Origin of the sequence: Altererythrobacter sp. C41 (genome assembly GCF_016803135.1) — a bacterium.
In the GTDB taxonomy this organism is placed as follows: Bacteria; Pseudomonadota; Alphaproteobacteria; order Sphingomonadales; family Sphingomonadaceae; genus Pelagerythrobacter.
This window is the reverse complement of the sequence record NZ_JAEVFE010000003.1, coordinates 349,454-357,598: the sequence shown is the minus strand read 5'-3', so window position 1 is coordinate 357,598 and position 8,145 is coordinate 349,454. Positions and strand designations below refer to the sequence as shown.

Genomic DNA, 8,145 nt, shown 5'->3' with positions numbered 1-8,145 from the left:
GGGGGGGGGGGGGGGGGGGGGGGGGCCCCCCCCACTCGTCGCCCGGCCCTTGAATAAGTTGCGGAATGGAGTGGGACTTCCCCTCTCCCAACCCTCTCCCCTGAAGGGGAGAGGGCTTTTAGCTCAAAGCTCGCCGTTCTTCAGGCTCTCGTAGGCCCACTCGATCCACGGCAGCAGGCGCTTGATGTCCTCCTGCTCGACGGTGGCGCCGCACCAGATGCGCAGGGACGGCGGCGCGTCGCGATAGCCGTTGAAGTCGTAGGCTACGTCGAGCCCTTCGAGCTTCTTGACGATCTTCTTCGGCACGTCGGCCTGCTCTTCGGGCGAGAGGCTGTCGTACCAGTCGCCCTGGAAGACGAAGCACACGCCGGTGTTGGTGCGCTTGGCCGGGTCGGCGACCATGTTGCGCAGCCACGGCGTCGCCTCGATCCAGTCGTAGACGATCTTCGCGTTGGCATCGGCCCGCTCGAACAGCGCCTTGCGCCCGCCGATCGCCTTGGCCCATTCGAGCGCGGCGATATAGTCCTCGGTCGCCAGCATCGAGGGCGTGTTGATCGTCGCGCCTTCGAAGATGCCGCGGTTGATCTTGCCGCCCTTCTTGAGCCGGAACAGCTTTGGCAGCGGCCATTCGGGATCGTAGCTCTCGATCCGCTCGACCGCCTTGGGGCTGAGGATCAGCATGCCGTGCTGCGCCTCGGAACCCATGACCTTCTGCCACGAATAGGTGGTGGCATCGAGCTTCGGCCAGTCCATCTCCATCGCGAAGACGGCGCTGGTCGCGTCGTTGATCGTCACGCCTTCGCGCCCCGGGGCGAGCCAGTCGGTGTTCGCAATCTTCGCGCCGCTGGTGGTGCCGTTCCAGGTGAAGACGACGTCGTTGTCCTGCGGGATCGAGGCGAGATCGGGAATCTCGCCGTAATCGGCATCCAGCGTCGTCAGGTTCTTGAGCTTGAGCTGCTTGGCGGCGTCCTGAATCCAGACGTTGCCGAAGCTCTCCCACGCCGCCACCGTCGCCGGCCGCGCGCCCAGCATCGTCCACATCGCGCATTCGAGCGCGCCGGTATCCGAACCGGGCATGATGCCGACGAGATAGTCGTCGGGCACGCCGAGCAGTTCGCGGCTGAGGTCGATCGCGTACTTCAGGCGCGACTTGCCGAGCGCGGAACGGTGCGAGCGCCCCAGCGAATCGGTCTTCAGCTTGTCGAGGGACCAGCCCGGGAACTTTGCCGTGGGACCGGACGAGAAAAAGGGGCGCGCCGGCTTGAGGGCCGGAGGCGTAAGGTCAGTCATGTATTCTCTCCTTGCAGAGAGCACGCGCGGCGTTGGGACCGCGTGGCCCACGCGCGGCAATAATGTTGCGCCGCAACAAGTCAAGCGCGCATAGGATTGCATCCCCCGATCGCGCGACATTTCCATTGCGCCGCCTCTCGCCAAGCGCGCGACATCGCCCTATGGGCTTGCCCGGCCATGGAGACCGCAGACCTTCGCATCGCCCTGTTCAGCGGCAACTACAATTACGTGCGCGACGGTGCGAATCAGGCGTTGAACCGTCTGGTCGGCTATCTGTTGGGCAAGGGCGCCGCCGTCCGCGTCTATGCGCCGATGGTGCCGGAACCGGCGTTTCCTCCGGTGGGTGACCTCGTCGGCGTGCCGAGCGTGGCGATACCCGGACGGTCCGAGTACCGCTTCCCGCTCGGCCTTTCGCAAGAGAACCAAGCGGACCTCGCGCGTTTCGCACCCAACATCGTCCACACGTCCTCGCCCGATCTGGCCGGGCACGCCGCGCTCCGCTGGGCGCGCGAGCGGAACGTTCCGGTGCTCGCATCGGTGCATACGCGGTTCGAGACCTACCCTCGTTACTATGGCCTGAAGTTCATCGAGCCTGGGCTCGAAGCGCTCATCCGGCGCTACTACAATCGCTGCGATGCTCTGGTCGCGCCTTCGCAAAGCATGATCGAGACCCTGCGCGAGCAGGGCATGAACCGCGATATCTCGCTGTGGACGCGCGGGGTCGACCGCACGGTCTTCGCTTCCGCCAAACGCGACCTCGCCTGGCGCCGCTCGCTCGGCATAGGCGACGACGACGTGGCCGTGGTCTTCCTCGGGCGGCTGGTGATGGAGAAGGGTCTCGACATCTTCGCCGACACGATCGTCGAACTGCGCAAGCGGCAGGTGCCGCACAAGGTGCTGGTCATCGGCGACGGCCCCGCCCGCTGCTGGTTCGAGAGGGCGCTGCCGGGCGGCATCTTCGCCGGGTTCCAGACCGGCGCCGACCTCGGCCGCGCACTCGCCAGCGGGGACGTGTTCTTCAATCCGTCGATCACCGAGACCTTCGGCAACGTCACGCTGGAGGCGATGGCCTGCGGTCTGCCGGTCGTGGCCGCCGGAGCGACAGGAAGCGCCAGCCTCGTGCGCGACGGGGAGACGGGCACCCTCGTCCCGCCCGGCTGCCCGGTGGCATTCGCGGAGGCGATCGCGCCCTACTGCACCGACGCAACATTACGCGCGCGCCACGGCTCGGCGGGCGAGGCGCGCAGCAAGGATTTCAGTTGGGACGCGATCAACCAGACGGTGGCGGACACCTATCTCCGCCTGGTCGAGGCGAAGCGCGGCCGCTAGTTCAGCGCAACACGCCGCGCTTGCGCATGGTCCAGGCGTACCACAGCAGCAATAGCGCGACGGCCCAGATGACGGCGAACATCGCCGGGCTGTTCATCTCGGCGAGCTCCGGCGGGAACTCGATCTGCGTCTGGTAGAGCGTCGACCCGAGGAGGCCGAGCAGCGACGCCACGAAACCGGCGATCGCCCAGCGGCTGCGCAGGAGCAGGAGGATCGAACCGGCGAGCCCGCCCCAGACGCCCAGCGCCCAGGCCGCGTCCGCCCAGGCCGGAGCGCCGGCAAAGAAGGCGAGCGCGGCTTCGGTCGTGGCCGCGTCGAAACCCATCATCTCGAAATAGCCGCGGTTGCCCATCTGCGTCTGCGTATAGTCGTTCGCACCGAACGCGTTCCACAACGTGGCGAGCGCGCCGATCACCCACAGGTGCCACGGCGTCTTATTGGCAGCTTCCACCATCTTCGAACCCCCTCTCCGGGCGACCCGGCGGCGAGAATACCATTCCCGCCACCGGTGCGCCAGCGGGGTCAGTCGTCACGCCAGTCGAAGGTCAGCGGCGCCTCGCGAAAGGCGAAGCGGTCGAGGTGCTCGGCGACGACCCGCTTGAGCACTTCGAGCTGCCCCGGTTCGCTCCCATCGATCCGGCATTCCAGCGTCTCGGGCGAGGCCTTCATGTACAGCGTGGCGTCCCCCGCCCAGTTCCCGCTGCGACCTTGCGCCGGGAAGGTGACGCGCCCCTCCTCGGCCGAATATTCGACCGCGAGGTTGTGCGACCAGTGCTTGCAGAGCTGCTGGAGGTAGCGCGACCCGTTTCCGGTCGGCACCGATGCACTAGTGGATACGCTCATAGCCGTTCGATCCGCTTTGCCATCTCGTCGATCATATCGACGATGCTGTCGATCGTCTCCTCGTCGAGCTTGCCCGCCCGTGCCCGATGCTTGAGCACGTTCGCGAGATTTCCCATCGCTCGCCACAGATGCGGAGAGCGCCCGCGGTGTTCGCGCTCGCCGTGCGCGGAGAGCCGCTCGAACAGCGCTTCGACTTCGTCCGCCTTCTCGGCCAGTTCGGCCCGGCCCGCCTCGGTTGCGGCGAAGGCCTTGCGCGGGCTGTCGTCGCCGCGTTCCTCGATCATGCCTTCGTCGGCGAGAAGCTGGAGCGTCGGATAGACCGCACCGGGGCTAGGCGCATAGGCGCCGCCGGTCAGTTCCTCGATCGCCTTGATCAGTTCATAGCCATGGCGCGGTTCGTCCGCGAGCAACTTCAGCAGGGCGAGGCGCAGCTCGCCATGGCCGAACATCCGCCCCCGCCGATGCCCTCGCCCGCCGCCGCCGAACGGCCCGCGCGGACCGAAGGGGCCGTGCTCGCCGAATGGCCCTCCCGGGCCGAAAGGCCCCTCGGGCCCGAACGGACCGTCCGTTCCGAACGCCGCGGCCCAATGCCGTCCGCCACGTTTCCAGCCGCGGCCCGCGTGATGATTCATGTGTCGCATTTTCACAGATCCTTTCTTGATGCTTCACGATATATCTTGGAGCTATCGAATTTCAAGAACCTCTCGCGGCGAGGCGTGCGATTTCCTATCTGCCTGGCTGATGGCCGATCTCTTCCCCGACACCCTGCCCGAAGGCACCCCGCCGCCCGAGCCGCGCGCCGACGCACCGCTGGCCGATCGTCTGCGCCCGCGCACGCTGGAGGAGGTCGTGGGACAGGAGCACCTCACCGGACCGGAGGGCGCGATCGGCCGCATGGTCGCCGCGGGGCGCCTGTCCAGCATGATCCTCTGGGGCCCGCCCGGCACCGGCAAGACCAGCATCGCGCGTCTGCTCGCAGCCGCAGTGGGCATGCGGTTCGAGGCGGTGAGCGCCGTCTTCTCCGGGGTCGCCGATCTCAAGAAAGCCTTCGCCGCAGCGGACAAGGCCGCCGAAGCCGGTCAGCGCACGCTGCTGTTCGTGGACGAGATTCACCGCTTCAACCGCGCGCAGCAGGACGGCTTTCTCCCGTTCGTGGAGCGCGGTACGGTGACCCTGGTGGGCGCGACCACCGAGAACCCGAGCTTCGAGCTCAATGCCGCGCTGCTCTCCCGCGCGCAGGTGCTGATCCTCCACCGGCTCGACGCGGCCGCACTCGAGAAGCTGCTCGAGCGTGCGGAGGAGCTCGAGGGATCGCTCCCTCTGACCGCGGAGGCGCGGGGCGCGCTGGTCGCGAGCGCCGACGGCGACGGGCGCTTCCTGCTCAACCAGGTCGAAACGCTCTACGCCGCGAAGATCGAGGAGCCGCTCGGCCCCGCCGAGCTCGGCAGCTTCCTCCAGCGCCGGGTGGCGGTCTACGACAAGGACCGCGAGGGGCATTACAACCTCATTAGCGCCTTGCACAAAAGCCTGCGCGGCTCCGACCCGCAGGCGGCGCTCTACTATCTCGCGCGCATGCTGACCGCGGGGGAGGAGCCGCTCTACGTCCTGCGCCGTCTGGTCCGCTTCGCCAGCGAGGACATCGGCCTTGCGGACCCGCAGGCGCTGATCCAGTGCCTCGCGGCGAAGGATGCCTACGACTTTCTCGGCAGCCCGGAAGGCGAACTCGCGATCGTGCAGGCGTGCCTCTACTGCGCGACCGCGCCGAAGTCCGATGCCGCCTATCGCGCGCAGCGGACCGCATGGCGCAGCGCGAAGGAGACCGGCAGCCTGATGCCGCCGCAGAACATCCTCAACGCCCCCACCAAGCTGATGAAGGACATCGGCTACGGCAAAGGCTACGCCTACGATCACGACACGGAGGACGCCTTCTCCGGCGCGAACTACTGGCCCGAGGAGATGGAACCGCAGACTTACTACGCCCCGGCCGAGCGCGGATTCGAGCGCGAGGTCCTCAAGCGCATGGAATGGTGGGACAAGCGGCGGCGGGAACTTCGCGGCGAGTGAGGCGCGCGTCCGTGAGCCCTCCCCGCTTTTCCCATTTCCTCGCCGTCGACTGGTCCGGCGCTGCGGGCGAGCGACACCGGGGGATCGCGCTTGCGCTCGCCGATGCGGCGGGCGGACCGCCGGTGCTGATCGAGCGCAGCCGCGCCTGGTCGCGCGAGGATGTCTTGGCCCTGCTGTGCGAAGACCTGCCGCCCGATACGCTCGTCGGGCTCGATCTCGGCATGTCCCTTCCCTTCGCCGATTGCGGAGCGTTCTTCCCCGATCTCCCGAACTCACCTCCCGACGCGCGGAGCCTCTGGGCAATGGTCGACGAGATCTGCGCCGGAGACCCGCATCTCGGCGCCTCATCCTTCGTCGATCACCCGGACTTCAGCGCCTACTTCCGTCGCCACGGCGGACGTGAGGGCGAGCGGTTCCGCTGCGACGGCGCCGCACACGGTCGTGGCCGCTTCCGGGTCACCGAGCACGCGCAGGCGGCACAAGGATGTAAACCTTACTCGAACTTCAATCTTATCGGCGCGGCGCAGGTGGGCAAGTCGAGCCTCACCGGCATGCGCGTGCTTCACCGGCTGCGGGGCACACTCCCCGTCTGGCCGATCGATCCCCTGCCCGTGGCCGGCTCCGTGCTGGTCGAGATCTACACCTCGCTTGCCGCGCTCGAGGCGCAGCGCTCAGCGTCGCGAAGCAAGATCCGTACGATCGCGGATCTCAGCCGCGCGCTTGCAGCGCTCGACTCTCCGCCGGCCGCCGGCGATGGCGCGATCGACGATCACCGTTCCGACGCTCTTCTCGCCGCCGCCTGGCTGCGCAAAGTGGCAGACGACCCCCTCCGCTGGCGCCCCCGCGGCCTCACCCCCGAAATCGCGCGCACCGAGGGCTGGACCTTCGGCGCACTTTGAAGCAAAGGGCCCCCGCTTGCATCGCCCGGTCGCTTTGCGATTTGGGCGGCAGCGGAGCCGGCTTAGCTCAGTTGGTAGAGCAGTTGATTTGTAATCATCAGGTCGCGGGTTCGATTCCTGCAGCCGGCACCAGCCCTTCAGAGGCTCTATGGGGGCCAACCCAACGGGGGCATGGCCCCCAAGCGCTGACAGACATCGCTATTCGCAAAGCGAAGCCAAGAGCAACGCCTTGGAAAACGGACGATGCTCGCGGCCTCTTCCCCTCTCGTACTACTATCAAGGGTAGGCTTTGACGCACCCTGCACCGCAGCGCAAGACGACAGTGGTGGTCGTCAGTCGATTGCCTGATAGATCAGCGCTCGCAGCTTGCCGTGGTCGTCGATATCTCCAGCCGGCAGCAGCTGCGTCATGTAGGTGACCGTTAGTCTTTCCTCGGGGTCGACCCAATACTGGCTGTGGTAGGCACCGCCCCAGCCGAACTCGCCTTCGGACCCTGGCTCGCCTGCCGCCCCCAGATCCTGGCGGATGGAGAAGCCGAGCCCGAAGCCCATGCCGGGGGTATATTCGATCGTCCCGAGATGATCCGACACCATCAGCTCTACCGTCTTGTGGCTCAGGTAGCGCCGCCCGTCGAGTTCGCCGCCGCGCCGCAGCATCTCCAGAAAGCGGCTATAGTCGGCCGCAGTCGACAGCAGGCCCGCACCACCGGAATAGGCTATGCGAGGACCGTCCAGATAATGTCCCTGGCCGAAATGGCCGCCGCCCGTCCACGCATCCGCATCCGGCGCGCGCCTCAAGCCGCCCTCCTCGCCTTCGTAGACGACGGCGAGCCGGTCGGCCTTCTCACGCGGCAGATAGAAGGAGGTGTCCTTCATGCCGAGCGGCTTGATCAGGCGCTCGTCGAGGAATTCCTGCAGCGACTTGCCGCTGAGCTTTTCGACGATCACGCCCAGAATGTCGGTGTTGTAGCCATAGACAAACCTCTCCCCGGGCTGCGCTGCCATGGGGAGCGATGCCATTCGGGCGACGGCGCTCGATACTGGCTCGCTGCGGTTGGCAAAGTACCAGCCGGACAGGCCTGCATCGCGCCATGCGTCTTCCGCGGGGCCCCCGCCATAGGAGATGCCGGCCGTATGGGTTAGCAGATCCCGGATCGTGATTGGCCGATCGGCGGGAACGGTCTCGTAACCGCCCTCCGGTGCGGCCACGGCAACGGTCGTCTTGTTCCATTCGGGCAGATGCTTGCCGACCGGATCGCCGAGCAGCAGCTTGCCTTCTTCCATCAGCATCATCACAGCGACGCTTGTCAGCGCCTTGGTCTGGGAGGCGATGCGGAAGATCGTGTCCTCCCGCATCGGATCGCGCGCTTCCTTGTCGCGCCATCCCACTGCTTCCGAAAAGACGGGCTTGCCGTCTTGCTGGATTATCACCACCGCGCCGGCCAGCCTGCCCTCGTCGACATAGCGCTGCAATTGCGTGCGCAAGCGGCCGAGCCGCTCGGCGGAGATCGTGGATACCGCCGGCGCTTCCACGATCCCGACGGGCGCCTGTGTTTGTGCCTGTGCAGCGCCGATGCCGCCGAGCAAGGCCGTGGAGACCAACAGTCCGGAGACAACCCTCACCGTTATCCGATTCATCCGTTCCTCCCTTTCCTCCGAGTACATGCCGTCCTGCGAGAATTGTGCTGACGTGGTCAAGTGGACCACGTCACCAAGGCCCG

Annotated in this window: 8 protein-coding genes and 1 tRNA gene; 4 read left to right on the top strand and 5 right to left on the bottom strand. The window is 66.9% G+C overall.

Annotated features, from left to right (window positions below):
• Positions 1–123: 123 nt before the first annotated feature.
• Positions 124–1,290 (bottom strand): phosphoserine transaminase, encoded by a 1,167-nt coding sequence (locus tag JNO53_RS08675; protein ID WP_203109697.1) that lies wholly within the window; start codon positions 1,288–1,290, stop codon positions 124–126.
• A 177-nt stretch (positions 1,291–1,467) separates the two neighbouring features.
• On the opposite strand from JNO53_RS08675, the gene JNO53_RS08670 reads away from it, so the two are divergent.
• Entirely contained in the window at positions 1,468–2,619 is a 1,152-nt protein-coding gene (locus JNO53_RS08670; RefSeq protein WP_203109695.1) for a glycosyltransferase family 4 protein, read from the top strand.
• Position 2,620: 1 nt separating this feature from the next.
• Here JNO53_RS08670 and JNO53_RS08665 read toward each other — a convergent pair whose 3' ends face one another.
• The 3 genes from JNO53_RS08665 to JNO53_RS08655 form a co-directional block, all read right to left on the bottom strand.
• Complete coding sequence (locus JNO53_RS08665) at positions 2,621–3,070, bottom strand: hypothetical protein (protein ID WP_203109693.1); 450 nt, start codon at positions 3,068–3,070, stop codon at positions 2,621–2,623.
• A gap of 71 nt (positions 3,071–3,141) precedes the next feature.
• Positions 3,142–3,462, bottom strand: a complete 321-nt coding sequence (locus tag JNO53_RS08660) for a DUF2218 domain-containing protein (protein WP_203109691.1) — start codon at positions 3,460–3,462, stop codon at positions 3,142–3,144.
• On the bottom strand, positions 3,459–4,103 hold the full coding sequence (locus JNO53_RS08655; protein WP_274380869.1) for a PadR family transcriptional regulator: 645 nt from the start codon (positions 4,101–4,103) through the stop codon (positions 3,459–3,461). Before JNO53_RS08655 ends, JNO53_RS08660 begins: the two co-directional genes overlap by 4 nt.
• A gap of 100 nt (positions 4,104–4,203) precedes the next feature.
• Here JNO53_RS08655 and JNO53_RS08650 point away from each other — a divergent pair, with 100 nt between their 5' ends.
• The 3 genes from JNO53_RS08650 to JNO53_RS08640 all read left to right on the top strand — a co-directional run bounded on the left by JNO53_RS08650 (position 4,204) and on the right by JNO53_RS08640 (position 6,557).
• Positions 4,204–5,526: a replication-associated recombination protein A gene (locus JNO53_RS08650; protein WP_203109689.1), complete on the top strand. Its 1,323-nt coding sequence runs from the start codon at positions 4,204–4,206 to the stop codon at positions 5,524–5,526.
• An 11-nt stretch (positions 5,527–5,537) separates the two neighbouring features.
• Positions 5,538–6,425: a hypothetical protein gene (locus tag JNO53_RS08645; RefSeq protein ID WP_203109687.1), complete on the top strand. Its 888-nt coding sequence runs from the start codon at positions 5,538–5,540 to the stop codon at positions 6,423–6,425.
• 56 nt (positions 6,426–6,481) lie between these two features.
• A tRNA-Thr gene (locus JNO53_RS08640) sits at positions 6,482–6,557 on the top strand.
• A gap of 200 nt (positions 6,558–6,757) precedes the next feature.
• On the opposite strand, the gene JNO53_RS08635 is transcribed toward JNO53_RS08640, so the two are convergent.
• Positions 6,758–8,089 (bottom strand): serine hydrolase domain-containing protein, encoded by a 1,332-nt coding sequence (locus JNO53_RS08635; protein WP_238401743.1) that lies wholly within the window; start codon positions 8,087–8,089, stop codon positions 6,758–6,760.
• Positions 8,090–8,145 lie beyond the last annotated feature (56 nt).

Excerpts from the sequence above, each read along its gene's own strand:
- JNO53_RS08675 (WP_203109697.1), bottom strand. The coding sequence starts at position 1,290 with ATGACTGACCTTACGCCTCCGGCCCTCAAGCCGGCGCGCCCCTTTTTC.
- JNO53_RS08670 (WP_203109695.1), top strand. The coding sequence starts at position 1,468 with ATGGAGACCGCAGACCTTCGCATCGCCCTGTTCAGCGGCAACTACAAT.
- JNO53_RS08660 (WP_203109691.1), bottom strand. The coding sequence starts at position 3,462 with ATGAGCGTATCCACTAGTGCATCGGTGCCGACCGGAAACGGGTCGCGC.
- JNO53_RS08655 (WP_274380869.1), bottom strand. The coding sequence starts at position 4,103 with ATGCGACACATGAATCATCACGCGGGCCGCGGCTGGAAACGTGGCGGA.
- JNO53_RS08650 (WP_203109689.1), top strand. The coding sequence starts at position 4,204 with ATGGCCGATCTCTTCCCCGACACCCTGCCCGAAGGCACCCCGCCGCCC.
- JNO53_RS08635 (WP_238401743.1), bottom strand. The coding sequence starts at position 8,089 with ATGTACTCGGAGGAAAGGGAGGAACGGATGAATCGGATAACGGTGAGG.